The following is a 23,190-nucleotide window of genomic DNA, read 5'->3' on the forward strand; positions in this document are numbered from 1 at the left end:
GATTCGCTCATCCGTAAGTGAGCCGTTAGCGTGCCTGTGTGTCGATCGAATGGGTGAACTCGGCCGTCGACGACCTGCGCGCCTGGGGGCGTGCCCGGGACGTCGAGGTGGACGCGGACGAGGTCCGCTTGCTCTGCGACTACGCCAGCGACTACCTGAACGTCAACAAGCTCGCCGACTTCACGCCCGAAACCTTCGACGAGCTGCTGCTGTCCATCTATCCGCGCAAGGTCATCGCGCCGCCGGAGAGCGCCGGGGAGACCGTCGCCGCGGCGCGCACCTTCGTCCGCTACCTGCAGGAGTCGGGCGAGGTCGAGGGCGGGGCCGCCGGCGCCATGCGCGAGCGGCTCGACGACATCGAGACCCTCATGCCCGACGCCCTGGCCGACCCGGCCAACTTCGGCATGGCCAAGAGCCTGTTCAGCTCCATCGGGCCCGAGGCGCTGGAGCAGTCGGTCGCCATCCCGTCCGGAGAGGTGCCCGACCTGGGGGAGGCGCCCTGCGAATGCCCCGGCTGCGCGCCGCGGCCCGCCGTCCGGCTGGCGGCGCCGGAGGCGCTGGAGGCCGAGCTGCGCGACATCCCGCTCCTGGCCGAGCTCGACCGGGGCGCGGTCGCGTACCTGGAAGGGCTGAGCGTCCCCGCCGACCCGCGAGGCCGGTGGGCGGCCGTCGTGGCCCACCTGGTCGAGGGTGACACCGGCGGCGGGGTCACCGGCTCGGCGGGTGTGGACGAGGAGCTGTACGACCTGTTCGACATGCTCTACCGGGTGCAGGCGCCGGTGCCCGCCGAGGTGATCGGCGAATACCTGGAGGAGCTCGTCGACGACGAGGTGGACGTGCCCGCGGTGCTCGGCCGCCTGGCCTGGTGCGGTCTCGTGCGCGTCACGGGCGACGGCTCGCGCGCGGCGGCGGGGCTCACCCCTGCGGCCGTGTGGGCGCTGCGCGAGCACTACCTCGCGCTCGGCCTCGACGCGCCGCAGGCGCCCGACCTGGCCGAGGCCGACGCGCGCGGGCTCATCGAGGGGCTGCTCGACGGCGTGCCGACCGAGCTGGCCGAGTCCGACATCGATCGGTGGCTGGCCGCCAGGAGCCCCGGCGAGGCCGCCGCCCAGCTGCTCGCCGCCGCCTCGGGGGCGCCCGCCGTGGCCCGCGGGATCGCCGTCACCATCGTCGACCGGCTCGGCGCCGAGGCCGAGGACGCGGTCCGCGCCGGACTCGACGAGGCGGAGCTGCGGCCGCACGCCATCCACTGGCTCACCGCCCGCGGCCTGCCCGCGCCGCAGCTCACCCATGACGAGCTGCTGTGGGTCAGCGTCGACATGCTGGCGCTCGCGATGCCCGCCGCCGAGGAGGCCCCGGAGATCTTCGGCGAGAACATGGCCGCCTCCGGCCCGCCCGCCCATCTGATCGAGGAGATGTGGCGCGTCGACCATCCCGACGTGGCCGAGGTCCTGGAGCTGCTCGGGCGCTCGCTGCCCGACACCACCACGGCCAAGGCGGCGCGCAAGGCCGCGTTCAAGGCACGCTCGCGGCGCATCAGATGAGTACGCTTGTGTGACGGGCGTGCAGTAAGTTTCGTGGGTGGCAAACAACGTCTTCGACCTCGCCGAGCTGCGCAAGCTGATCGATGAGCAGGCCGCCGTGCCGCCACGGCCGCCGGAGGAGACGCCCGTGGACCGGGAGGCGCTCACCTTCCCGCCCGTGACCCTCGCAGGCGACGCGGAGCTGGCCCGGGCGGTCCCCCAGGTGCCGCTCGTCGCCGACGCGATCCGCCTGGCCGGCTGGACCGGCACCCGCCCGGTCACCGCCGAGGGGACGCTCACCCCGGCCGACGCCGGAGCCGCGGCCGCCGAGCTCGGCCTCGACCCGGCCCGCCTGCGTCTCGTCTGGATCGTCGCCGTCAACACCGGCCTGCTCCAGATCCTCGGCGGCCGGGCCTCCCGCGGGCCGCTGCCGCAGCGGCTCACCGTGGAGGCGACCCTCGAGTTCTGGGACGGCGTGGTCATGGACGTGCTCGACCGCGCCGACGAGGGCCTGACCGGCTCCGCCGTGATCGACGATCACCTGGCCGAGATGCTCGCCACGATCTACTCCGTACGGTCCGGGGTGGCGATCGCCAACCTGGCCCGCGGCATCCTGCAGTCCCACGAGGTCGCCTGCGGCCCCGGCCGGCCCGGCACCCGCCGCCTGGCCGCGGACCTGCCCGGCGAGCTGCTGGAGGCGCTGTCGCTGCTCGCCTACTGCGGCGTGGTCGAGCAGACCGCCGCCGGCCGGGCCGCGCTCACCCCGCTCGGCGTCTGGGCCATCAGGCGCGATCTGCTGCGCGAGGGCCACGACGCGCCCACCACCGCCGAGGTGGAGGTGTTCGCCGACCTGACCGCCGCAGAGCTGGTCGACGCCCTGGTCAGCGGGTCGGCCACGCAGAGCGCCGTGGCCGGCTGGCTGGAGCGGCGCCCGCCGGAGGAGGCCGCCCGCGAGCTGATCGCCATCGCCGCCGAGAGCGGCGCCGGCCGCCGCGGCGCCGTCGGAGCCGTCCTGGAGGAGCTCGGCCCCGAGGCCGAGGCGGCCCTGCGCGAGGCGCTCGACCTGCCGCTCATGCGCCGCTACGCCGCCTCCTGGCTGCACATCCGCGACCTCGACGCGCCCCCGCTCAGCCCCGAGGACCACACCTGGATCGCCGTCGACTCGCTCGCCGCTCTCATGCGCCTGTCCGGTCACGCGGCCGAGCGGCTCGACACGCCCGAACCCGCCGAGGACCTCGTCCGCCTGATCGCCGAGATGCCGTCCGTAGGCCACCCCGACACCGTCGCCGTGCTCGACATGCTCGCCCGGGCCCACGCCGACGGGACCGTCGTCAAGGCCGCGCGCAAAGCGGCGATGAAGGCTCGCTCGTTCGCCCACTAAACTGAGCAGATCCCTCGAAGGAACGGAGTGACCCTTGGCGATCCAGGCGATCCGGCTGTTCGGCGATCCGGTGCTGCGCAGCCCGGCGGCTCCGGTGGTCGACTTCGACAAGGAGCTCCGCAAGCTCGTCAAAGACCTCACCGACACGATGATGGACGCGCCGGGCGCCGGGCTGGCCGCCCCCCAGATCGGCGTCGGGCTGCGCGTGTTCACCTACTACGTCGACGACCAGCTCGGCCACCTCGTCAACCCCGACCTCGACCTGTCCAGCGAGATCGACGAGGAGGGCGAGGAGGGCTGCCTGTCCTTCCCCGGCCTGTCCTTCCCGACGCCGCGCGCGGTCCGGGCGGTCGCCAAGGGCTTCACCATGCACGGCGAGCCGATCGTGCTGGAGGGCACCGACCTGATGGCGCGCTGCTTCCAGCACGAGACCGACCACCTCGACGGCATCCTGTTCATCGACCGGATGGACCCCAAGCAGCGCAAGCTGGCCATGAAGGCCGTGCGCGAGGCCGAGTGGAGCGGGCTGCAGGCGCCCCAGGTCAAGTTCTCGCCCCACCCGACCGGCGGAAAGGCCCTCTGACGATGCGCCTGGTCTTCGCCGGCACCCCGGACACGGCGCTGCCGTCGCTGCGGGTCCTGATCGACTCGCCGCGCCACGAGGTCGTCGCGGTCGTCACCCGGCCCGACGCCCAGTCCGGACGCGGGCGCAAGGTCCACCCCTCCCCGGTGGCCGAGCTGGCGGAGGAGTCCGGCATCGAGGTGCTGCGCCCGGCCAAGGCCGGAGACCCGGACTTCCTCGACCGGCTGCGCGTCCTGGAGCCCGACTGCTGCCCCGTCGTCGCGTACGGCGCGCTGCTGCCGCAGGCGGCGCTCGACGTCCCCCGCCACGGCTGGGTCAACCTCCACTTCTCGATCCTGCCCGCCTGGCGCGGCGCCGCCCCCGTGCAGCACGCCGTGCTCCACGGCGACGAGATCACCGGCGCGACCACGTTCCGCATCGTCAAGGAGCTCGACGCGGGCCCCGTCTTCGGGGTGGTGACCGAGGAGGTCAAGCCCGGCGACACCAGCGGCGTCCTGCTGGAGCGGCTGTCGGTCTCCGGCGCCGGCCTGCTCGCCGCCACCCTCGACGGCATCGAGGACGGCACGCTCGAGGCCCGCCCGCAGCCGTCCGACGGGGTGAGCCTCGCCCCCAAGATCACCGTCGCCGACGCCCGCGTCGACTGGGCCGCGCCCGCCATGCGCGTCGACCGGCTCATCCGCGCCTGCATCCCCAGCCCGGGGCCGTGGGCCGAGTTCCGCGGTCAGCGGATCAAGCTCGGCCCGGTGCGGGCCGCCGCCGGCGAGGAGCGCCTGGCCCCCGGCGAGCTGTCCGTCGGCAAGCATCGCGTGCTGGCCGGCACCGCTACCGACCCCGTCGAGCTGAGCGACGTCCAGCCCCAGGGCAAGCGCCTGATGAGCGCGGTCGAATGGGCCCGCGGCGTGCGCCCGGAGCACGGGGAGAGGCTCTCGTGAGGCCACGGGGGGCCGCGGGCGGGGGCGGCGCGAGGAGGCCGCGCAGGCCGGTGCGCGACCAGGCGCGCAACGCCGCCTTCGACGTCATGCGCGCCGTGGAGGAGCGCGACGCGTACGCCAACCTGCTGCTTCCGCGGCTCCTGCGCGAGCGCGGCATCCAGGGACGCGACGCGGCGCTCGCCACCGAGCTGACCTACGGCACGCTGCGCGGGCTCGGCACCTACGACGCGATCATCGAGGCGTGCAGCGACCGCGCGCCCGACCCGGCGGTGCGCGACGCGCTGCGGCTGGGCGCCCACCAGCTGCTGCAGATGCGCATCCCGCCGCACGCCGCCGTCGGCACCAGCGTCGACCTGGTACGGCTGCGCATCGGGCAGGGCGCGGCCAAGTTCGTCAACGCGGTGCTGCGCAAGATCGCCGGCCGGTCGCTGGAGGAGTGGGTGCCGATCGTCGCGCCCGACCCGGACCGCGACCCGGCGGGTCACCTGGCCGTGGCCCACAGCCATCCGCGCTGGGTGGTGACCGCCTTCCGCGACGCGCTGGGCAAGGACGCGGGGGAGACCGCCGACGTGCTGGCGGCCGACAACGACCGGCCCCAGGTGACGCTGGTGGCCCGGCCCGGCCGCTCCTCGGTGAAGGAGCTGCGCGACGCGGGCGCGGAGCCCGCCCGCTACTCCCCGTACGGGGCCTGCCTGCCGGAAGGCGACCCGGGCCGGATCGCGGCCGTGGCCGAGACCCGGGCCGCCGTGCAGGACGAGGCCAGCCAGCTCGTGGCGCTGGCGCTCACCCGCGTCCCGCTCGACGGCCGTGACGAGCGCTGGCTCGACCTGTGCGCGGGCCCCGGCGGCAAGGCCGGGCTCCTGGACGCCATCGCGGCCCACGGCGACCTGGAAGGGGCGACCCCGTCCGTCCGGGAGGCCGGCGCCGGGCCGGGGGGCGGGGCCGTACGGGTGTTCGGCGGCGGGGCGCGGCTGGTGGCCGCCGACGTGCAGCACCATCGGGCGCGGCTGGTGCGGCAGACCACCTCCGAGGCCGCGGTGATCACCGCTGACGGGACCGAGCCGGCGTGGCGGCCGGAGGCGTTCGACCGGGTCATGCTCGACGCGCCCTGCACCGGGCTGGGGGCGCTGCGGCGCCGGCCGGAGGCGCGCTGGCGGCGCGACCCTTCGAGCATCGCCGAGCTGAGCGGGCTGCAGCGGCGGTTGCTCGCCACCGCCCTGGACGCGGTCCGGCCCGGCGGGGTCGTCGCGTACGTCACCTGCTCGCCGCACCTGGCCGAGACCCGGGTGGTCGTGGGCGACGTGCTGGCCCGCAGGGACGACGTGGAGCAGCTCGACGCCCGCGACTACCTGCCGGAGGTCGACGGGCTGGGCGAGGGGCCGCACGCCCAGTTCTGGCCGCACCGGCACGGCACCGACGCGATGTTCCTGGCCCTGCTCCGCAAGCGCCCCTGACCGGCGCTCCCCGGGCGGGGCGTGGGCCGGACCAGGAGCCGGGGACGCCCGCGCGCGGGGCGGGGGAGGGCCACCCCATAGACTCGGGGCATCATGGCCGTACAGATCTCTCCCAGCATCCTCTCCGCCGACTTCGCGCGCCTCGCCGACGAGGCCGCCGCGGTGCCCAACGCCGACTGGCTGCACGTGGATGTCATGGACTACCACTTCGTGCCCAACCTGACCCTGGGCCTGCCCGTGGTCGAGGCGCTGCGCAAGGCGACCTCGCTGCCGCTCGACTGCCACCTCATGATCGCCGACCCGGACCGGTGGGCGCCGTCGTACGCGGAGGCGGGGGCGGGGAGCGTGACCATCCACGCCGAGGCGTCCTCGGCGCCCGTGCGCACCCTGCGGGAGATCCGGTCCCAGGGGGCCAGGGCCGGGCTCGCGCTCAACCCGGCGACGGCCGTGGAGCCGTACGAGGACCTCATCGGCGAGCTGGACATGCTGCTGCTGATGACGGTGGAGCCGGGGTTCGGCGGGCAGCCGTTCCTGGACGTGGTGCTGCCGAAGATCCGGCGGGCCCGGGCGCTCATCGAGCGGCACGGCGGCCAGGTGTGGCTCCAGGTCGACGGCGGCGTCTCGGCCGACACCATCGAGCGGTGCGCGCAGGCCGGGGCGGACGTGTTCGTGGCGGGCAGCGCCGTCTACGGCGCCGACGACCGGGTGGCGGCCGTCGACTCCCTGCGGGCGCTCGCCGAAGGGGTCTCCTGACGCACTCCCGGGCTCGGCCCGGTCGAGGGGTTCCGGCGGGCGCGGCGGCCCCGGCGGGCTCGTGGCCTGCCGGAGCGGCCCCGCTCAGTCCTGGAGCGCGGGGTCCAGGACGACGTCCTCGCCCTGGGTCGTCGGCTCCTCGGGGAAGTGGCAGGCGGTGAGGTGACCTTCGCGGTTGCCGTCCAGGCGCAGCAGCGGCGGTTCCTCGGCGGCGCACTTGTCCTGCGCCTTCCAGCAGCGGGTGCGGAAGCGGCAGCCCGACGGCGGGTCGATCGGCGAGGGCACGTCGCCCGCCAGGCGGATGCGCTCCCGGGTGCCGCCGTCCACGTCGGCGTCGGGAACGGCCGACAGCAGGGCGTGCGTGTACGGGTGACGGGGTCGTTCGTAGAGCGACTCCCTGTCGCCGATCTCGACCACCTTGCCGAGGTACATCACCGCGACCCGCTGCGAGAAGTGCCGCACGATGGCCAGGTCGTGCGCGATGAACAGGAACGCGATGCCCAGCTCCCGCTGCAGCCGCTGCAGCAGGTTGATCACCTGGGCCTGGATCGACACGTCCAGGGCCGACACCGGCTCGTCGGCGATGATCAGTTTGGGGTTCACCGAGAGCGCCCTGGCCACGCCGATGCGCTGGCGCTGGCCGCCGGAGAACTCGTGCGGGAAGCGGTTGTAGTGCTCCGGGTTGAGCCCGACGATCTCCAGCAGCTCCCGGACCCTGGCCTCCCGGCCGCCGGGCGGGTCGATGTCGTTGATCTCCATCGGCGCCCTGACGATCGAGCCGACCGTCTGCCGGGGGTTGAGCGACGAGTACGGGTCCTGGAAGATCATCTGGATCTCGGAGCGGATCGGCTTCAGCTCCCGGCGGGAGGCGTGGCTGATGTCGCGGCCCCGGTAGCTGATCGTGCCCCCGGTCGGCTCCAGCAGCCGGGCGGCCAGCCGGCCGGTGGTGGACTTGCCGCATCCGGACTCGCCGACCAGGCCGAGCGTCTCGCCCTCGTGCACGACCAGGTCGATGCCGTCCACCGCGTGGACCGCGCCGATCTGGCGCTTGATGAACGCGCCGCCTCTGACGGGGAAGTGTTTCTCCAGGCCGGACAGCTCCAGCAGCTTCTCCGTCACGTCGTCTCCTTGCCCGCGGCTCGTTCGCGGATCTCCGTCTTCTGCTTCAGCGACAGGTAGCAGGCGTCGCCGTGGCCGCGGTGCGGTGACAGCTCCGGCCGGTCCCCGGTGCACACCTCGGCCCCCAGCAGGTCCATGTAGTCGCAGCGGGGGTGGAACGGGCAGCCCGGCGGGACGTTGATCAGGCTGGGCGGGGTGCCCCGCACCGGACGCAGCGGCACGTCCACCGGGTGACGCAGGCTCGGCATCGACCCGAGCAGCCCCCACGTGTACGGATGGCGGGGCTCGCGCAGCACCTCGCGCGTCGTGCCGCGTTCCACGGCCCGTCCGGCGTACATGACCAGCACGTCGTGCGCGGTGCTGGCGACCACGCCCAGGTCGTGCGTGACCAGGATGATCGCGGTCCCGGACTGCTCCTGGAGCTCGCGCAGCAGGTCGAGGATCTGGGCCTGGACGGTGACGTCCAGCGCGGTCGTCGGCTCGTCGGCGATGAGCAGGCCGGGGTCGCAGACCAGGGCCATCGCGATCATGACGCGCTGCCGCATGCCGCCGGAGAACTGGTGCGGGTAGTGGTCGACGCGGACCTTGGGCTGTGGGATGCCGACCCGGTCGAGCATCTCGATCGCCCGGTCGCGGGCCGCGGACCTGGACCCGCCCTTGTGCTTGCGGTACACCTCGGCGATCTGGGCGCCGACGGTGTGGAACGGGGACAGCGAGGTCAGCGGATCCTGGAAGATCATCGCGATCTTGTTGCCCCGGAGCCGTTCCATCGTGGACCGCGACGCCTCCAGCAGCTGCTGCCCGTCGAGCATGATGCTGCCGGAGATCTTCGCGGTCTCCGGGTTGTGCAGGCCGAGCACGGCCAGGTTGGTCACCGACTTGCCGGAGCCGGACTCGCCGACGATGCCCAGCGTGGTGCCCTGTTCGACCTCGAAGGAGAGCCCGTCCACGGCGTGCACCACGCCGTCCTCGGTGTGGAAGTCGACGGTGAGGTCGTTGACTTCGAGATACATCAGCTCAGCCTCACGCGGGGGTCGATGACGGCGTACAGGGAGTCGACGATCACGTTCATCACCACGATCGCGCCGGCCGCGAGCACCACCGTGGCCATCAGCGTCGGCAGGTCGGAGTAGTCGACCGCGCGCACCGCCAGCCGGCCGATGCCCTGCAGGCCGAACGTGGTCTCGGTGATGATCGCGCCGCCGATCAGCGTGCCCAGGTCGACACCGAAGATCGTGATGATCGGGGTCAGCGTCCCGCGCAGCGCGAACCGCAGCACCACGCTCCGCCCCGACATGCCCTTGGCCCTGGCCGTCCGGACGTAGTCCTCGTTGAGGTTCTCCACCATGGTGGAGCGGGTGATGCGGGTGTAGTTGGCGGTGAAGATGAGCGCCAGCACCAGCCAGGGCAGCAGCAGCCCGTTGAACCAGCCGAGCGGATCCTCGGTGATCGGCACGTACTTGGGCTGGGAGAAGACCTGTGTCTGGTAGACGAAGAAGTACATGGCCAGGGTGCCGACGAAGTAGATCTGCACCGACGCGCCGATCAGCGACGCCACGCTGGCGATCTTGTCGAGCGGCTTGCCCTGGCGCAGCGCGGCGACGATGCCGGTGGCCACGCCGAAGATCAGGAAGATCACCGCGGCGCCGAGGGTGAGCGCGATCGTGACCGGCATCCGGTCCACGATCGTCTCGAACACCGGGGCGCGGTTGACGAACGAGAAGCCGAGACAGGGCGCCGGGCATTCGCCGAGCCCTTCATAGTCACGGCCGACGAAGATCCCGGCCAGCCATGACACGAACTGCACCATGAGCGGCTGGTCGATGCCCAGGTTCCGGCGGGCCTGCTCGAGCGTCTCGGGCGGGCACACCTTGCCGCAGGCCAGCCGGGCCGGGTCCGCGGGGATCGCGTAGAACAGGAAGAAGGTCACCGCCGAGATGACCAGCAGGATGACCAGGGCTCCCAGCGTGCGGCGGATGAGGAATCGAAGCACGGAATCTCCAAAGGGGCGCCCCGGACGCCCGGGCGGGCGTCCGGGGCAGGGTGCGCTACTGCTTCACGAAGATGGTGTTCGGGGAGACGACCCACATCTGCGGGTCGATCTCCGCACCGCCCACCTTGGAGCCGTGCAGCGTGGTGGCGATCCGGTTCTCACCCACGACCAGCGGGGTGTACTTCTCCTGGATCTCCTTGTCCAGCTCCATCCAGGCGGCGTTGGCCGCGTCGATGTCCGGGTTCTCGGAGATCTCCTTCATCTTCGCGTCGAGCTCGGCCTCGCGCAGGTGCGACATGTTCTGGCCGCCGTCGCTGACCGGGCCGAAGATGATCGGCATCACCGTCGAGCCGGACGGCCAGTCGGAGCCCCAGCCGCCCCAGTACAGGTCGAACTCGTTCTTGGTCTGGCTGATCGAGTCGTAGTACGTCTTGCGGTCCAGCGGCTTGGTCACGACCTTGATGCCGGCCTTCTCCAGGGCGTTCTTGATCACGACGGTGACCTGCTCCTGGGTGGGCGTCTGGTTGTAGGCGTAGACGATGGTCGGGTTGGGGTCGGACGACTCGGCCAGCAGCTGCTTGGCCTTCTCGATGTCGCCCTCGGGCTTGGCCGTCTTGCCGAACAGGTCGTACGGCTTGTAGCCGACCGTGGTGTTCTCGTTCAGGATCGTCGTCGGCAGCGCCGCGGCCTGCGGGCCGCCCAGCGTCTGCTGGATCTGCTTCGACGGCCACGCGTGGTTGATCGCCTGGCGGACCTTGATGTCCTTCACCCGGTCGAGGTTGAAGTAGTAGTAGTTGCCGTACGGGGACGGGCTGACCATGCGCCGGTCGGCCAGGCTCTGGTCGTTGAGCACCTGCTGCAGCCGCTCCGGCGGGACCGACGCGTAGAAGGTGAACGCCTGCTGGTCAGGGCCGTTGTCCGCGACGAGGCGGTCGGTGATCTGCAGGTTCTCCTGGCCGAACTCCAGCTTCCACACGTCCGGGTAGGCGCCGCGGATCGGGTCGGTGGCGGCGTCCCAGTGCGGGTTGCGCTCCAGCTCCATCGACTTGTCGACGGTGTGCGACTTGATCACGTACGGGCCGGAGGAGAAGGGCTCCTTGTCGTACTTCTCCTTGGTGTCCTTGGCCTTGGGCACGACCGCGTAGCCGCCCATGGCGAAGGCGTAGTTGGCGTCGGCGTGCGGCTCGTTGAACTTGAAGACGATCGTCTTGTCGTCCGGCGTCTCGATGTTGTCGAGCCGCTTGCCGTCGTACGGGCCCTGGTACGCCTTCTTGTAGTCCGTCTCGGTCAGCCACTGCTGGATGTAGGAGGGGCCGAAGGTGATGTGCGGGGCGAACAGCCGCTCGATCGTCCACTTCACGTCCTCGGACGTGATCGGCGAGCCGTCCTGCCACTTCACCCCGTCCTTGAGGGTGAAGGTCCAGGTCTTGCCGCCGTCGGACACCTGGCCGGCGTCCGTGGCGAGGTCGCCGACGAGCTTGAACTCGCCCTTGGCGACCCGCTTGTAGCCGGTCAGGCCGCGGTGGATGAGCAGCCCGAAGTTGGACTCGGTGTTGACGTAGATCTGCCCGGGGTCCAGGTGGGAGAAGTCGTCACGGTCCAGCATGGTGACGGTGCCGCCCTTCACCGCGCCCTCCGGCGCGATGGCGGGACCCTTGGAGTCCTCGGCGGTGCCGAGGGTGATCACCGCGGGCTTGTACTCCGTCTGGGCCGGCGCCGACGCGCCGGAGCTGGGGGCGGCCGACGGCGCGCCCTGGTTTCCCGGCGCGCACGCGCCGACCAGGGTCAGCGACGCCGCGGCCAGCACCGCGAACACCGACCTCGTACGGTGGTTCATCTTTCTCCTCTAGCGTTTGATCTTGGGGTCGAAGGCGTCGCGAACCGAGTCGCCCAGCAGGTTGAAGGCGATCACGAAGATCAGCAGGGCGACGCCGGGGAAGATGAGGTAGGTGATGTCGTTCTGGTAGACCTGTGTCGCCCGCAGGAACATGCGCCCCCAGTCGGGGACCAGCTCGCCCATCCCGACGCCGAGGAAGGACAGTCCCGCCTCGGCCGTCACCATGGCCGGCAGCAGCAGCGTCGACTGGATGAGGATGGGCGTCCACAGGTTGGGCAGCAGCTCCTTGAACACGATCCGGGCCGGGGACGCGCCGGTGACCCGGGCGGCCTCCACGAACTCGCGCTCACGCATCGACAGGACGTAACCGCGCAGCAGCCGGGCCAGTCCCGCCCAGCCGAAGGCGCTGAGCATGATCGTGAGGGATACGGCGCGCAGCCAGACAGGGGTCTCCTCGTCCGGAGGCACCAGCAGGCTCTCCACCACCGGGGTGAACGCGATGATGAAGAGCGTCGAGGGGAAGGACAGCGTCAGGTCGATGACCCGGCCGATGAGGTAGTCGGTCCTGCCGCCGGCGTAGCCGGCCACGATGCCGACGACGATGCCGAGCGTGGTGATGATCAGGGTCGCGGCCACGGCGATGCCGAGCGACGTCCTTATGCCGTACACCAGCTGCATGAACACGTCCCGGCCCAGGCTCGGCTCCAGGCCGAACCAGTACTCGGAGCTGATGCCGCCGTTGGGCGCGATCGGGTAGCCGTAGTCGTTGAGCAGCCCTGGGATGTCCTGGCCGTACAGCGTGTACGGGTCCTTCCCGTAGAGCCACGAGATCACGGGCGCCAGGATCGCCACCAGGAAGAAGAAGATGACGATCACGGCGGAGGCGACGCCGACGCGGTCGCGGCGGAAGCGCAGCCACATCAGTTGGCCGGGTGAGCGGCCGGCCGTTTCCTGGGTATCGGTCACGGACGTCGCGTCGGTGATCGCGGTGGACGTCGGTGTCGTCATGTGGTGGGGGTCCCTCGGGCACGTACGAGATCCGGAAATTCCGGACCATAGGGGACATTCTCAGGCCAGATTGTGCGATGACAATGGCTTCAGCTCATTTCGTAAGTTTGTTGTAAAAAGTAGACTCCCTCGTGCCCGCACAGGCATTGACGCGCTTTGAGCGCCGCCGCCAGAATAAGGAGTGCCCGGACCTTTGGCGATCACGGAATCGCGGCACAACCACGACAGTCCTGTGACATGGGCACATGCTCCAGCGGGTAGGTCCTTCCCCATGGAAGACCACGGGCTGTTCGGGCCGGAGTCCGTGACGTGGCGGGTGATGGGGGAGCCGATCCTGCTGGTCGGCGGATTCCGCGCGCTTCTCATGCAGAGCCTCCACCCCCGCGCGATGCGCGGCGTCATGCAGAACTCCGCCCTCATGGATCCCGACGAGGCCTGGTCGCGTTTCGTGCGCACCACCGAGTTCGTCCGCGTGCGCACGTACGGAACGCGCGCCGAGGTCGAGCGGGCCGGTCGCCGCGTCCGCAGGATCCACGCCACCCTGACCGCGTGCGACCCCGACACCGGCGAGACCTACCACCTCGACGAGCCCGAGTCGCTGCGCTGGGTGCACGTCGGCGAGGTCGACTCCTACCTGACCGTGGCCCGCCGGGCGGGCGTGCGGCTGAGCGACGCCGACGCCGACGCGTTCGTGGCCGAGTGGCGGCGCGCCGCCGAGGTCGTCGGCCTCGACCCGGGCGGCGTGCCGGGCTCGGTCGCCGAGCTGCGCGCCTACATCGAGCAGGCCCGCCCGGGGCTGCGCCTGGTCCCCGAGGCGGCCCACCCCCTCCGCGCGTCCCTGCGCACTCCGCTGCCGGGCCTGTTCGACACGCTGCGGCCGGTGGTGCCCGCCCTGACCGTGCTCGCCTTCGCCACGCTGCCGCGCTGGGCCAGGCGGCTGTACGGCCTGCCCGCCACGCCGGTCGGCGACCTGTGGGCCACCGCCACGCTGCGCGCTCTGCAGACCGGCATCGGCCTGGTGCCGGCGAACGTCCGCTACAGCCCCGACGCGCGCCGCGCCCGCAAGCTCATGGCCGCGTGACCGCCCGTCACGGCAGCCCCGGTCGCGTGCACGATTTCGGACATGGCACACTGAGATGAACAGAGCTAGCGTGCTCCGGGGTCGGTGAAAGTCCGAACCGGCGGTGACAGTCCGCGACCCGGCCGATGCCATCGGCCGGTTGACCCGGTGAAATTCCGGGACCGACGGTTAAAGTCCGGATGGGAGGAAGCACGCGGGTGTCCGGCGTTCCAGCCGGACGCCACCACGGCGCGTTCGCGCACCGTGTTCCCCCCGGGGCCCGCCATGGCTTGGAGCTACTGGCGAGTAGGAGGCCCCCGGTGGCGGGTTCCCCGCAGGACGTCGTCCACATGACGCGCGCCGTCGAGCTGGCCGCGCGCGGTCACGGTCATACCAGCCCCAACCCCGTCGTCGGCTGCGTGCTGCTCGACGCCGCGGGCGCCGTGGCGGGGGAGGGGTTCCACCCGTACGCGGGAGGCCCGCACGCCGAGGCGGCGGCGCTGCGCGAGGCGGGCGAGCGGGCCCGCGGCGGCACCGCCTACGTCACCCTCGAACCCTGCGACCACACCGGCAGGACCGGGCCGTGCAGCCGCGCCCTGCTGCGGGCGGGCGTGGCCCGCGTCGTCTACGCGGTGGCCGACCCCAACCCGAAGGCCTCAGGAGGCGCCGGGCGGCTGCGCGCGGCCGGCGTCGAGGTGACGGGGGGCGTGCTGGCCGAGGAGGCGGAGCGGGTCAACGCCGAGTGGCTGACCTGCGCCAGGCTCGGCCGCCCGCACGTGACCTGGAAGCTCGCCGCCACCCTCGACGGCCGCTCGGCCGCCGCCGACGGCACCAGCCAGTGGATCACCTCGCCAGAGGCCAGGGCCGACGTCCACCGGCTGCGCGCCCGCAGCGACGCGATCGTGGCCGGCATCGGCACCGTGCTGGCCGACGACCCCAGGCTCACCGCCAGGCCCGCCCTGACCGAGGGCCGCCCGCTGCGCGTGGTGGTCGACCCGGACGCCAGGACCCCGGCCACCGCGCGGGTGCTCGACGGCGCCGCCCCCACGCTCGTCGCCGTCGCCGACGGCACCGTCACGTCCCTGCGCGCCGACCTGCTGCGGGTGCCCCGCGCGCGACGCGGCCTGGACCTGCGCGCCCTGCTCAAGGAGCTCGCCGCCCGCGAGGTGGTCAGCGTGTTCCTGGAGGGCGGTCCCACGCTGGCCGGGGCGTTCCTGGCCGAAGGGCTGGTCGACCGGGTCGTCGCCTACGTGGCGCCCGCCTTCCTCGGCGCCGGCCCCGCCGCGCTGGGCGAGGCGGGGGTGCGCACCATCAGCGAGGCGCACCGCCTGATCTTCGACGAGGTTTCCCCCATCGGGCCGGACGTGCGGCTCGTCGCACGCCCCGCGCCCCCGCAACCCTCCAGGGAGAGATGAATGTTCACCGGAATCATCGAGGAGAAGGGCGAGGTCGTCGCGGTCGAGCCGGCCGGCGGCGGGGCCACGCTGTCGGTGCGCGGCCCGGTGGTCACCTCCGACGCCCGGCACGGCGACTCGATCGCGGTCAACGGCGTCTGCCTGACCGTCGTCGACGTGCTCGGCGACGTCTTCACCGTGGACGTCATGAAGGAGTCGCTCGACCGCAGCTCGCTGGGCGCCCTGTCGCGGGGCGCGGAGGTCAACCTCGAACGCGCGGTCCGGGCCGACCAGCGGCTCGGCGGCCACATCGTGCAGGGCCACGTCGACGGCACCGCCGAGCTGCTGTCCAGGCGGCCCGGCGACACGTGGGACGACCTGCGCTTCACCCTGCCGGCGTCGCTGAGCAGGTACGTCGCCGAGAAGGGTTCGATCGCCGTCGACGGAATCAGCCTGACCGTGACGACTGTTGACCAAGGAAGCTTCGGCGTGAGCCTCATCCCGACCACGCTCAAGCTCACCACCCTGGGCGACCGCAGGGTGGGCGACCTGGTGAACCTCGAGGTGGACGTGATCGCGAAGTACGTGGAGAGGCTGGTGGGCGCCCGATGAGCTGGGCGGACGCATCGATCGAGATCTTCGGCCTGCCGGTGAGGTGGACCGACCTGATCGGCAACATCTGCGCGCTGGCGACCGTGGTGCTCGCCATGCGCAAGTCCATCTGGACGTGGCCGGTGCAGTTCACCGGCGCCGTCCTGCTCTTCGCCGCCTCGATCAGCGCGCACGTCACCGGCAACGCGCTCAAGCAGGCCCTGTTCGGCCTCCTGGCGATCTACGGCTGGTGGAAGTGGCGCCAGGGCACCCAGCGGCACGAGCTGGTCGTCCGGCCCGCGACCGGGCGCGAGCGGCTGACCCTGATCGCCGCGGCGGTGGTCGGCACGATCGTGGTGACGGCCCTGTTCAAGACGTTCGACCTGTCGTGGTACCCGGACGCGCCGCTGGCCGTGGTGGCCGCCGACGCCTACATCTTCGTCGGCGGCGCGGTCGCCACCTGGGCGCAGGGGCGGGCGCTCGTCGACTTCTGGATCGTCTGGGTGGCCGTCGACCTGGTGGGCGTTCCGGTCGCCTTCAGCTCAGGGCTGTACGTCTCCGGCGCGGTGTACGCGATCTTCTTCGTGATGGTGCTGGTCGGGTTCGTCAAGTGGCTGCGCGAGTACCGCGCCGCCACCGCAAGTCTGGCGGTGGCGTCATGACCGGGGGCATCTTCGACCCGGTCGAGCGGGCCGTCGAGGACATCGCCGCCGGCCGGCCCGTCGTGGTCGTCGACGACGAGAACCGCGAGAACGAGGGCGACATCATCTTCGCCGCCGCCCGGGCCACGCCCGAGCTGCTCACGTTCACCATCCGGCACACCAGCGGCGTGATCTGCGTGCCGATGGAGGGCCGCGAGCTCGACCGGCTCGGCCTGCCGCTCATGGTCCACCACAACAGGGAACGGCTGCGCACCGCGTACACGATCAGCGTGGACGCCCGCGACGGCGTCACCACCGGCATCTCGGCGGCCGACCGGGCCAGAACCATCCGGGCGCTCGCCGACTCCGCGACCGAGCCGTACGAGCTGGTGCGGCCCGGCCACGTCTTCCCGCTGCGCTACCACGAGGGCGGCGTGCTGGCCCGGCGCGGCCACACCGAGGCCGCCGTCGACCTGGCCAGGCTCGCCGGGCTCAGCCCCGCCGGGGTGCTGGCCGAGGTGGTCAACGACGACGGCACCATGGCCCGGCTGCCCGAGCTGCGCGCCTTCGCCGACGAGCACGGCCTGGCGCTCATCTCCATCGAGCAGCTCGCCGACTACCGGCGGCGCACCGAGAGCATGGTCACCCGGGTCGCCGAGACCAACCTGCCCAACGTTCACGGAAAGTGGCGGGCGTACGGCTACTCCAGCGCGCTCGACGGCGGCGAGCACGTCGCGCTCGTGCTCGGCGACCTCGCCGACGGCGAGAACGTGCTGGTCCGCGCCCACTCCGAGTGCCTGACCGGCGACGTGTTCGGCTCGCTGCGCTGCGACTGCGGGGTGCAGCTCGACCACGCCATGGCGGCCGTCGCCGCCGAGGGCCGCGGCGTGATCGTCTACCTGCGCGGTCACGAGGGGCGCGGCATCGGGCTGCTGGCCAAGCTGCGCGCCTACAGCCTCCAGGACGCCGGCGTCGACACCGTCGACGCCAACCTGGAGCTGGGGCTGCCGGTCGACGCCCGCGAGTTCTCCAACGCCGCCCAGATCCTCGCCGACCTGGGCGTCAAGAGCGTGCGGCTGCTCACCAACAACCCGGTCAAGCTCACCGGCATGGACGGCTACGGCATCAAGGTGCTCGGCCGCGAGCCGATGCCGGTCGCGGTGAACCCGTACAACGCCCGCTACCTCCAGGCCAAGCGCGACCGGCTGGGCCATGAGATCGAGGGCGCCATCGGCGACATCCAGGAGGCGTCATGAGCGGCGACGGACGTCCCGCGATCACCGCGGTGCCCGACGCGTCCGGGCTGACCGTCGGCGTGGTGGCCGCGAGCTGGCACGCCGACATCACCGACCGGCTGGTGGACCGCGCGGTGCGCGCCTGCGAGGACGCGGGCGCCACCGCCACCGTGGTCCGGGTGCCCGGCTCGCTGGAGCTCCCGGTGGTCGCCCAGGCGCTGGCCCGCCGCTGCGACGCGGTGGTGGCGCTGGGCGCGGTCATCCGCGGTGAGACGGCCCACTTCGACTACGTGTGCGACTCGGTCACCGCCGGGCTGACCCGGGTCTCGCTCGACGAGCGCACCCCCGTCGGCAACGGCGTGCTCACCTGCGAGACCCTCGACCAGGCGCTGGACCGCTCGGGCCGGCCGGACAGCAAGGAGGACAAGGGGTACGAGTCCGCGATGGCCGCGCTGGAGACCGCACTCCTGCTGCGGACCCTCGCCTGACCTGCGATAGATTCGCCTCGTGCCCGAGCCCGTGACTCCTCCCCCGTTGCCCGTGACCTGGCGTCCGCGCCGGGGGAGGATCGTCGCCTACACCTTCGCCGCACTGATCGTGATCGGCGCCGTGGTGATGGCGATCCTCATCGCCCCGCCGTTCCAGCTGCCCGACCGCATCGCGATCGTGGCCTTCGGCGGCGCGGTGGCGTACGTGCTCCACCTGCTCGGCCGGGTCAGGGTGGAGGCCGACGAGGAGGGCGTCACCCTGGTCAACGCCGCCCGCACCCACCGCTACACCTGGCCCGAGGTCATCGACGTCACCTTCACGCAGGGCGACCCGTGGCCCCGGATCGACTTCTCCGACGGGCGGACCATCGGCGCCATGGGCATCCAGGGCTCCGAGAAGCCCGCCGCGCGCCGCGCCATCGCCGAGCTCACCGCCCTCATCCACGAGCGCGGCGAGGCCCGCGAAGACTGAATATCAGGAAAGCGCGCTGACCCGTAGCCGGAAAGCCCGACACGGCGGACAATGAGGGCGATGGACATCGAGTCGCCGGAAAAGCTCATCGAGCTCCTCGACCGGCATGCGTATCTGGCCGACGACGGACTGGCCACGGCCGTGTTCCTGGCGCTGCGGATGCGGCGCCCGCTCTTCCTGGAAGGCGAGGCAGGCGTCGGGAAGACCGAGCTGGCCAAGACCCTGGCCGGGCTGCTCGGGGCGCCCCTGATCCGGCTGCAGTGCTACGAGGGGCTCGACGCCGCGCAGGCCCTGTACGACTGGGACTTCGCCCGGCAGCTCCTCCACCTCAAGGCGGCAGAGGCCGCGGGGGTGACCGACCCCCGGCGGCTCGAAGGGGAGATCTACGAGCGGCGCTTCCTCCTCGCCCGCCCGCTGCTGAAGGCGCTGGAGACGCAGCCCAGCGTGCTGCTGGTGGACGAGATCGACCGGGCCGACGACGAGTTCGAGGCGTTCCTGCTGGAGGTGCTCTCCGACTTCACCATCTCCATCCCGGAGCTCGGCACGATCAGGGCCGAGACGCCGCCGGTCGTCGTGGTCACCTCCAACCGGACCCGCGAGGTGCACGACGCGCTCAAGCGGCGCTGCCTCTACCACTGGCTGGAGCACCCGAGCTTCGACCGGGAGGTGGCCATCCTGCTGCGCCGCCAGCCCGCCTGCACCGAGACGCTGGCGCGGCAGGTCGCCGAGGCCGCCGACCGGCTGCGCCGGGCCGACCTGGTCAAGCCGCCGGGCATCGCCGAGACGCTCGACTGGACCGAGGCGCTGCTCACGCTCGGCGCCCAGGAGCTCGACCCGGACCGGGCGGCCGCCACGCTCGGCGCCGCCCTGAAGTACCGCGAGGACGTCGAACACGTCCTGGGCAACGGACTGCTCCGCCGTGACTGAGCCCGCTCCGGACAAGCCCGGCGTGTCCCCGCCGGTCGCCACCATGACCGGGTTCGTCCGTACCCTGCGGGCGGCCGGGGTCGCGGCCGACCACGAGCGCGCGCAGGGCTTCCTGCGCGCGCTCGAACACCTCGACGCCGGCGTCCCCGGCGACGTCTACTGGGCGGGCCGCCTCACCCTCTGCGCCGGCCCCGACGACCTGCCCCGCTACGACCGCTGCTTCCACGCCTACTTCGGCGGGGCCAAGGCCGTCGCCGGCCCGGCCGCCACCGCCTCCGTCCACCGCTACACCGCCACGGTCGCCGACAGCGCCGAGGGCGAGCGCGACGGCGAGGCGGCGCCCGCCACCGCCAGCCGCACCGAGGTCCTGCGCCACCGCGACGTCGCCCGGCTCACCGAGGCCGAGCGCGCCGAGGTGCACCGGATGCTCGCCATGCTGCGGGCCGGGCGGGCGCGACGCCGCTCCCGCCGGTACGAGAGCGCCCACCGCGGCGCGCTCGACCGGCGCCGCACCGTCCGTGACGCGCTCAAGAAGGGCGAGGTGGCCATGCTGCGGCGCCGGCGGCACACCACCAGGCCACGCCGCGTCGTGCTCTTCGTCGACGTCAGCGGCTCCATGTCGCCCTACGCCGAGACCCTGCTGCGCTTCGCCCACGCCCTGGTGCGCAGCGAGCCGCGCGCCACCCGGGTCTTCTCGGTCGGCACCCGGCTCACCGCCCTGACCGCCGGGCTGCGCCACCGCGACCCCGGCACCGCGCTGGACGAGGTGTCGCGCGCCATCCCCGACTGGAGCGGCGGCACCCGGCTGGGGGAGGAGCTGAAGGAGTTCCTGTCCCGCCACAGCGCGCGCGGCGCGATCGCGGTCATCGCCTCCGACGGCTGGGAACGCGGCGACCCGGAGCTGCTGCGCGCCCAGATGGCCCGGCTGGCCCGGCAGGCGCACCGGGTGCTCTGGGTCAACCCGCACAAGGGCTACGAGGACTACCAGCCGCTCACCGGCGGCATGCGGGCCGCGCTGCCGTACCTCGACGCCCTGGTGGCCGGGCACAGCCTGGCCGCCTACGAGGAACTCACCGAAAGGCTCGCCCATGCGTGACGTGCTCCCCGAGATCATGCGCTGGTGGACGTCGGGCGCCCGGTTCGGGCTCGCGACAGTGGTCGGCACCTTCAGCAGCGCCCCCCGGCCGCCCGGCGCCGCCATGGCCGTGCGCGGCGAGGAGGTGGTGGGCAGCGTGTCGGGCGGGTGCGTCGAGGGCGCGGTGTTCGAGCTCGCCACCGAGGCCGCCGGGACCGGCCGTGCCGTCCTGCAGCGGTACGGGGTCAGCGACGACGACGCGTTCGCCGTCGGGCTCACGTGCGGCGGCATCATCGACGTCTTCGTCGAGCCGGTCTCCCGGGAGACGTTCCCTGAACTGGGAGACGTGGCCGCCTCGATCGAGGCGCGTGAGCCGGTGGCCGTGGCCACGATCGTCTCCGGCCCCGGCCGGCTGGGCGCGCGCCGGATCGTCTGGCCAGACCGCTCCACCGGCTCGCTCGGCCCGCGCCGCCTCGACGACGCCGTCGACGACGACGCGCGCGGCATGCTCGCCCAAGGGCTGACGGGCATCCGCCACTACGGCGGCGAGGGCGAGCGGCGGCTGGACGACCTGGGGGTGTTCGTCCACTCGTTCGCGCCGCCGCCGCGCATGCTGGTGTTCGGCGCGATCGACTTCGCCGCGGCCGTCGCCCGGGTGGGCAAGTTCCTCGGCTACCACGTCACCGTGTGCGACGCCCGGCCGGTCTTCGCCACCGCCAAGCGCTTCCCGGACGCCGACGAGGTCGTGGTCAAGTGGCCGCACGACTATCTGGCGTCCGTCCCGGTGGACGAGCGCACGGTGATCTGCGTGCTCACCCACGATCCCAAGTTCGACGTGCCGCTGCTGGAGGTGGCGCTGCGCACGTCCGCCGGCTACGTGGGGGCCATGGGCTCGCGCCGCACCCACGAGGACCGGCTGGACCGGCTGCGCGAGGCCGGGCTGACCGACGCGGAGCTGGCCCGGCTGCGCTCGCCCATCGGGCTGGACCTGGGGGCGCGCACCCCGGAGGAGACGGCCGTGTCCATCGCCGCCGAGCTGATCCAGCTCCGCTGGGGCGGGTCCGGCCGGCCGCTGTCGACCACCCGGGGCCGCATCCACCACGACGGATAGGCAACACGACGGAGAGAAGACGGGTAGGAGACCGGTCATGAAGGGGAGCGGGGTGGCCGGGCTGCTGCTCGCCGCGGGCGAGGGCGCCCGGCTGGGCAGGCCCAAGGCGCTGCTGGAGCTGGCGGGGGAGCGGCTGGTCGACCGGGGGGTGCGGCTGCTGGAGGAGGGCGGCTGCCACCCGGTCGTGGTGGTGCTGGGTGCCGCGACCGTCCAGGTGCGTCGGGCGGTGACCGTGCGCAACCCCGACTGGCGCTCCGGCATGGGGTCCTCGCTGCGGGTGGGGCTGGAGGCGCTGCCCGCCGGGACGCGGGCCGTGGTGATCGCGCTCGTGGACCAGCCACTGGTGCGGCCCGAGGCGGTGCGCGCCCTGATCGATTCCGGCGCCTCCGTGGCGGTCGCCACCTACGACGGCCGGCGCAGGAACCCGGTGCTGATCGGCCGCCGCCACTTCGCCGAGGTCGCCGCCCTGGCCCGCGGCGACGTCGGGGCCCGGCCGTTCCTGGCCGCCCACCCCGAACTGGTGACCGAGGTGCCGTGCGCCGGCGACCCCGCCGACATCGACACCCCCGCCGACCTGGCCCGCATGGAGGCCCGCATGGAGGCCCGCATGGAGGCCCTGCTGGAGGCCCGCTCGGACGCCGAGTGAGGCGGCGGAGGAGGACCGGTCAGAGACGGAACGCGGCGGTGGCGGCCCGGTGGTCGCTGCCGGTCGCCGGGGCCACCCCGGCCCGGGTGGCCAGCATCCCGCGGAACAGGATGTGGTCCGGCCGCGTCACCGGGAAGCCGGCCGGCCAGGTGAACCCGAACCCGCTGCCCGCCACGGCCTGCGCGTCGGCCAGCGGCGGCGTCAGCCCGCGCATGCCCCGGTCGGTCGTGGCGGTGTTGAGGTCGCCCAGCAGCAGGATCCGCTTGCTGTCGTCGCGGTCGATCAGCTTGCGCGCCTGCGCCAGCGAGGCGTCCCTGGAGGTGGTCTCGCCGGGCCGCGCCGAGGCCAGGTGCATCACGTACACGGTGACGTCCCCCTTCGGGGTGGACACCTCCGCGCGCAGCGCCCGCACCCAGCCCATGCCGACGTCCAGCGGGCGCCTCTTGGTGATCGGGTAGCGGCTCCACAGGCCGACGGTGCTCACCGCGTAACGGTGCTCGAACATCCGGTTGAGCTGCCGGGCCGCCGGGCCGCCGGGGGTCAGCTCCTGCGCCGCCAGCAGGTCGAGGTCCTCGGCCACGGCGCGCACGGCCTCGCCGGAGGCGTCGTTGCGCACGCCCACGTTGACCGTGCCGACCGCGAGGTCGCTCGGCCCGCCGGGCGCCGGGCGCAGCAGCGCCGGCCCGAACATGACCCCCCACACCAGGGCGGGCGCCAGCACGGCCCCGGCGGCGGTGGGGGAGCGGGCCAGCACCGCGCACACCAGCAGGACCGGCACGGCCAGGCCCAGCCACGGCAGCAGGCTCTCCACGACCGTCGTGAACCCGCCCAGGGCGGGCACGTACCGGTGTCCGGCCAGCACCACGGCGACGACGGCGGACAAGGCGACGACGACGCGCTTCAGCACTCTGGACAAGGTAGCCCCTCGCTGCCCCTGAGGAGGACGCGCTAACCTGGGGCATCGGAA

General features: G+C 72.8%; 23 protein-coding genes and 1 riboswitch. Of the genes, 17 read left to right on the plus strand and 6 right to left on the minus strand.

Annotated elements, in window-relative coordinates; all coding sequences use genetic code 11:
• Positions 1-38: 38 nt before the first annotated feature.
• The 6 genes from ACQEUU_RS16500 to rpe all read left to right on the plus strand — a co-directional run bounded on the left by ACQEUU_RS16500 (position 39) and on the right by rpe (position 6,626).
• Positions 39-1,544, plus strand: coding sequence for a hypothetical protein (locus tag ACQEUU_RS16500; RefSeq protein ID WP_433066569.1), 1,506 nt, complete (start codon positions 39-41; stop codon positions 1,542-1,544).
• Positions 1,545-1,581: 37 nt separating this feature from the next.
• Entirely contained in the window at positions 1,582-2,904 is a 1,323-nt protein-coding gene (locus ACQEUU_RS16505) for a hypothetical protein (RefSeq protein WP_433066571.1), read from the plus strand.
• Positions 2,905-2,938: 34 nt separating this feature from the next.
• Positions 2,939-3,487 (plus strand): peptide deformylase, encoded by a 549-nt coding sequence (def, locus tag ACQEUU_RS16510; protein ID WP_433066574.1) that lies wholly within the window; start codon positions 2,939-2,941, stop codon positions 3,485-3,487.
• 2 nt (positions 3,488-3,489) lie between these two features.
• Positions 3,490-4,419: a methionyl-tRNA formyltransferase gene (fmt, locus tag ACQEUU_RS16515; RefSeq protein WP_433066577.1), complete on the plus strand. Its 930-nt coding sequence runs from the start codon at positions 3,490-3,492 to the stop codon at positions 4,417-4,419.
• Positions 4,374-5,873, plus strand: coding sequence for an RsmB/NOP family class I SAM-dependent RNA methyltransferase (locus tag ACQEUU_RS16520; RefSeq protein ID WP_433066579.1), 1,500 nt, complete (start codon positions 4,374-4,376; stop codon positions 5,871-5,873). The genes fmt and ACQEUU_RS16520 overlap by 46 nt, the downstream gene beginning before the upstream one ends.
• A 93-nt stretch (positions 5,874-5,966) precedes the next feature.
• Complete coding sequence (rpe, locus tag ACQEUU_RS16525) at positions 5,967-6,626, plus strand: ribulose-phosphate 3-epimerase (RefSeq protein WP_433066582.1); 660 nt, start codon at positions 5,967-5,969, stop codon at positions 6,624-6,626.
• 84 nt (positions 6,627-6,710) lie between these two features.
• Here the strand turns inward: rpe and ACQEUU_RS16530 are convergent, their stop codons facing one another.
• The 5 genes from ACQEUU_RS16530 to ACQEUU_RS16550 are packed head-to-tail and all read right to left on the minus strand — an operon-like array spanning position 6,711 to position 12,583.
• Positions 6,711-7,745 (minus strand): ABC transporter ATP-binding protein, encoded by a 1,035-nt coding sequence (locus ACQEUU_RS16530; protein ID WP_433066584.1) that lies wholly within the window; start codon positions 7,743-7,745, stop codon positions 6,711-6,713.
• Positions 7,742-8,758 carry an ABC transporter ATP-binding protein gene (locus ACQEUU_RS16535; RefSeq protein WP_433066587.1) on the minus strand — a complete coding sequence of 339 codons (1,017 nt, stop codon included), beginning with the start codon at positions 8,756-8,758 and terminating at the stop codon, positions 7,742-7,744. The genes ACQEUU_RS16530 and ACQEUU_RS16535 overlap by 4 nt, the downstream gene beginning before the upstream one ends.
• Positions 8,758-9,738 carry an ABC transporter permease gene (locus tag ACQEUU_RS16540; RefSeq protein ID WP_433066590.1) on the minus strand — a complete coding sequence of 327 codons (981 nt, stop codon included), beginning with the start codon at positions 9,736-9,738 and terminating at the stop codon, positions 8,758-8,760. Before ACQEUU_RS16540 ends, ACQEUU_RS16535 begins: the two co-directional genes overlap by 1 nt.
• Before the next feature lie 55 nt (positions 9,739-9,793).
• Positions 9,794-11,575 carry an ABC transporter substrate-binding protein gene (locus tag ACQEUU_RS16545; protein ID WP_433066593.1) on the minus strand — a complete coding sequence of 594 codons (1,782 nt, stop codon included), beginning with the start codon at positions 11,573-11,575 and terminating at the stop codon, positions 9,794-9,796.
• 9 nt (positions 11,576-11,584) lie between these two features.
• Positions 11,585-12,583, minus strand: a complete 999-nt coding sequence (locus ACQEUU_RS16550) for an ABC transporter permease (RefSeq protein ID WP_433066596.1) — start codon at positions 12,581-12,583, stop codon at positions 11,585-11,587.
• Between the two features lie 271 nt (positions 12,584-12,854).
• Here ACQEUU_RS16550 and ACQEUU_RS16555 point away from each other — a divergent pair, with 271 nt between their 5' ends.
• From ACQEUU_RS16555 to ACQEUU_RS16605, 11 genes are all read left to right on the plus strand, one after another.
• Positions 12,855-13,664 carry an oxygenase MpaB family protein gene (locus ACQEUU_RS16555; RefSeq protein WP_433066599.1) on the plus strand — a complete coding sequence of 270 codons (810 nt, stop codon included), beginning with the start codon at positions 12,855-12,857 and terminating at the stop codon, positions 13,662-13,664.
• 66 nt (positions 13,665-13,730) lie between these two features.
• Positions 13,731-13,861: riboswitch (FMN riboswitch) on the plus strand.
• Positions 13,862-13,963: 102 nt separating this feature from the next.
• Positions 13,964-15,058: a bifunctional diaminohydroxyphosphoribosylaminopyrimidine deaminase/5-amino-6-(5-phosphoribosylamino)uracil reductase RibD gene (ribD, locus tag ACQEUU_RS16560; protein WP_433066602.1), complete on the plus strand. Its 1,095-nt coding sequence runs from the start codon at positions 13,964-13,966 to the stop codon at positions 15,056-15,058.
• The gene (locus ACQEUU_RS16565; RefSeq protein WP_433066604.1) at positions 15,059-15,649 is read left to right on the plus strand and encodes a riboflavin synthase; all 591 of its coding nucleotides are present in this window, start codon (positions 15,059-15,061) and stop codon (positions 15,647-15,649) included.
• The gene (pnuC, locus tag ACQEUU_RS16570) at positions 15,646-16,290 is read left to right on the plus strand and encodes a nicotinamide riboside transporter PnuC (RefSeq protein WP_433066607.1); all 645 of its coding nucleotides are present in this window, start codon (positions 15,646-15,648) and stop codon (positions 16,288-16,290) included. Before ACQEUU_RS16565 ends, pnuC begins: the two co-directional genes overlap by 4 nt.
• The gene (locus ACQEUU_RS16575; protein WP_433066610.1) at positions 16,287-17,525 is read left to right on the plus strand and encodes a bifunctional 3,4-dihydroxy-2-butanone-4-phosphate synthase/GTP cyclohydrolase II; all 1,239 of its coding nucleotides are present in this window, start codon (positions 16,287-16,289) and stop codon (positions 17,523-17,525) included. The genes pnuC and ACQEUU_RS16575 overlap by 4 nt, the downstream gene beginning before the upstream one ends.
• A complete protein-coding gene (ribH, locus tag ACQEUU_RS16580) occupies positions 17,522-17,992 on the plus strand; it encodes a 6,7-dimethyl-8-ribityllumazine synthase (protein WP_433066613.1) in 471 nt (156 codons plus the stop codon). The genes ACQEUU_RS16575 and ribH overlap by 4 nt, the downstream gene beginning before the upstream one ends.
• 19 nt (positions 17,993-18,011) lie before the next feature.
• Positions 18,012-18,464 (plus strand): PH domain-containing protein, encoded by a 453-nt coding sequence (locus ACQEUU_RS16585; protein WP_433066616.1) that lies wholly within the window; start codon positions 18,012-18,014, stop codon positions 18,462-18,464.
• A 60-nt stretch (positions 18,465-18,524) separates the two neighbouring features.
• On the plus strand, positions 18,525-19,391 hold the full coding sequence (locus ACQEUU_RS16590) for an AAA family ATPase (RefSeq protein ID WP_433066619.1): 867 nt from the start codon (positions 18,525-18,527) through the stop codon (positions 19,389-19,391).
• Complete coding sequence (locus ACQEUU_RS16595; protein ID WP_433066621.1) at positions 19,384-20,487, plus strand: vWA domain-containing protein; 1,104 nt, start codon at positions 19,384-19,386, stop codon at positions 20,485-20,487. Before ACQEUU_RS16590 ends, ACQEUU_RS16595 begins: the two co-directional genes overlap by 8 nt.
• Complete coding sequence (locus ACQEUU_RS16600; RefSeq protein WP_433066624.1) at positions 20,480-21,577, plus strand: XdhC family protein; 1,098 nt, start codon at positions 20,480-20,482, stop codon at positions 21,575-21,577. Before ACQEUU_RS16595 ends, ACQEUU_RS16600 begins: the two co-directional genes overlap by 8 nt.
• 37 nt (positions 21,578-21,614) lie before the next feature.
• Positions 21,615-22,223 (plus strand): nucleotidyltransferase family protein, encoded by a 609-nt coding sequence (locus tag ACQEUU_RS16605; protein WP_433066627.1) that lies wholly within the window; start codon positions 21,615-21,617, stop codon positions 22,221-22,223.
• Positions 22,224-22,242: 19 nt separating this feature from the next.
• Here the strand turns inward: ACQEUU_RS16605 and ACQEUU_RS16610 are convergent, their stop codons facing one another.
• Positions 22,243-23,130, minus strand: coding sequence for an endonuclease/exonuclease/phosphatase family protein (locus tag ACQEUU_RS16610; protein ID WP_433066630.1), 888 nt, complete (start codon positions 23,128-23,130; stop codon positions 22,243-22,245).
• Positions 23,131-23,190: the final 60 nt, after the last annotated feature.

It is taken from the genome of Nonomuraea sp. CA-218870, from assembly GCF_050936535.1.
Taxonomy (GTDB): Bacteria; Actinomycetota; Actinomycetes; order Streptosporangiales; family Streptosporangiaceae; genus Nonomuraea; species Nonomuraea corallina.